Raw genomic sequence first — 2,488 nt, 5'->3', positions numbered from 1 at the left:
GGACGCAGCCGCCTGATGCTGTTGCAGCGAAATCAGTCTCCGAAAGACCGTCTCTTTTCGGTGCGTGTCGCGGCATTGCGGCGTGATTTCCCGAAAGTAGTCATTCAAAGCTGTCAAAATTTCCGAAATCTAAACCATACGTTCGCTGCGCCGGTCCTGTAGGTCTCACATGCAGCCGAAATGGCCTTTCCCCGCGGTGCACTCCTACGCACCCTGGGTCGGGCTGACCGAGCTGTCCATATCGAGCGTAATCCATTTGGGCGGACCAGACGCGTAAAACTGCGCAAACCTCATGTTGCGTTCGATGCGGTGGTGGTCGAAGCCGTAGCGAAAACCCTATAGACCCAAAAAACCTTTGCGCCCGATTTTTCGCCAATAAGAGTTGCAAATCGCCGGTAGGCGAGCTCCAAACAAATCGCCTCACATCTGAAAAGACCCACGCCACTAGTTTACTGACGCTACTGGAGCGACTTGTCACGCTTAGACCCTGGGTGAAGCCTGATCTGAGAGGCGGCATTCAGGTATTGGTTTACGCTCGGCCTCAGCATGATCGGTATACGTGTTTGGGGTGTGGCAGAAATAGCAGCAGCCCGATCACTCCGAGAAAAAATGCACCATTGATTTGGCAGAATCGTCGAGCCGGTAACCGAACTAAAGAACCAAATCAACAGTCGATCTTCACTTCCAAGTATTTAAAATAAAAGAACGAATCTTTCTGCGCCGGCTTTACTCAATGATTCACTGGCGCCCCAAAAAAGGTGAACCTAATGACTGCATTTAGCTTGAGCAGTAACGTCCTGACTATCGCTTCATCAGTCTATACCGGTGTTGGGATCGTATACAATCTGAGCATGGCGCTTGCTAATGGCGAGGTCGACAGTCCAGAAGACTTTTTTAACCTCGTGTTCGGCGGCGGCACAGATGCCGCGAATGAAGAGATTAACCGTAAACTGGATGATATTCTGGACTCAGTGAACGCGCTAAGCGACCAGCTCGACGATGTCGCTCAGGACCTGAAACAACAGATCGATGCTCAAACCGGCCTCTTGGTGAATGTTGATGTCTCACAGCTCGTTGCGTCGATCAATTCGAACCGGGCGCAACTGTCAAGCTACGATCCGAACGCTCAACCCGGAGAAACCGGTTACATAGCGCCCGAGGACCTCGCAGCCTATGGCCGCAGCTTCACGGAAGATGCGGATGAATTGTTGCAGCAACTGGCCGGGATCGGCAACACCGTCGTCACGCCGACCACTGGCTACACGCCCAACATTGACACGATCATTGCTACTGCCAATGCAATCGCCTACGCGGTCGAGTTCCGCATGCAGGTGGCGGGCCGATTTGAGCGCGAGGAACTTGCTGCCGACCGTCTGACCACCGGCCTGGATGCTGCTGCCGGTTTTTTCGAACGCACGGCGGACCTCGTTCGCGACCTCTTCTTTGTCTCTGTAGAAATGGAACGCCAGCAAATCTCTTCCGAGGGTCAGGCCAGTGCTCAAATGACGGGCGATTTTTATAACATATTTACGATGAAACCCGGTTTTGACGGCATAATCGACACGGTCGACTACAATTATGGTTACTGGGACAGCAATATCACAACAAGTTTTACAGGCGATGGAGGCTTCCAGGCCACCAACAAACGCAGTCCTGAAGTGGCGCTTAGAGACGCGATCGAACGTGGCGTTATCAACTTGGACTTTCAAGCGCGGCAGCTTACCGGAAATGCCAATGCAAACTACGCCTTTCTCAATCCGCAAGGCGATACAGGCACTTATTACGCCACCATTGCTGACATTATGCTTACTGTCGATGCCTCTGGTCTGCCCGCATTCGTAGACAATACTATGGGGCAGGCAGTTCAGAGTTTCCGGTTGTCAAGTTCAAACGAAAGGGCCGCCGCGGAAGAAGCTCTTTCGGTCATTGCAAGGTACGAGCTTCTAGAACGTCTCGGTGTCTCCTATCAAGATGACGGAACCGAGGTGAATGCCTACAGCGATTTTGCCAGTTTTCTGCGGTCCCTCACGAGCGGGATCGAAGACAGAACGCCAGAGCTGGACGGCTCGTTGACAGGCACAGAAGGGAAGGATCTTCTATTCGGAGACTCCAATGCAAACCTGATCCGAGGCCTCGGCGACAATGATACATTGCGCGGCCGCGACGGCAACGACACGATCGAGGGCGGCGACGGCAACGATAGCATAAAAGGCGATCTGGGCGACGATCTGCTAGATGGCGGCGCAGGCACAAATGTCCTGCTGGGACATGAGGGCAACGATACCCTACGCGCCAGTGGGGGGAGCCGTATGGAAGGCGGTGTCGGCGACGACCTTATCGAAGGCAGTGGCGGACGTGATATCGGTGTTGGGGGCGACGGCCAAGACACGCTGCGCGGTGGAGGCGAAAATGACGCCCTTTCGGGTGACGAGGGCGACGATCTTCTCGAAGGCGACGGCGGAAACGATATTCTTCTTGGCGGTGCCGG

General features: G+C 54.1%; 1 pseudogene. It reads left to right on the top strand.

Annotated features, from left to right (window positions below):
* Positions 1-767: 767 nt before the first annotated feature.
* A pseudogene (locus tag EZV60_RS18865) lies at positions 768-2,488 on the top strand (hypothetical protein); the annotation flags it as partial.

Origin of the sequence: Roseovarius aestuariivivens, from assembly GCF_004761875.1 — a bacterium.
Lineage (GTDB): Bacteria > Pseudomonadota > Alphaproteobacteria > Rhodobacterales > Rhodobacteraceae > Roseovarius > Roseovarius aestuariivivens.
This window is presented reverse-complemented; position numbering and strand designations above follow the sequence as displayed.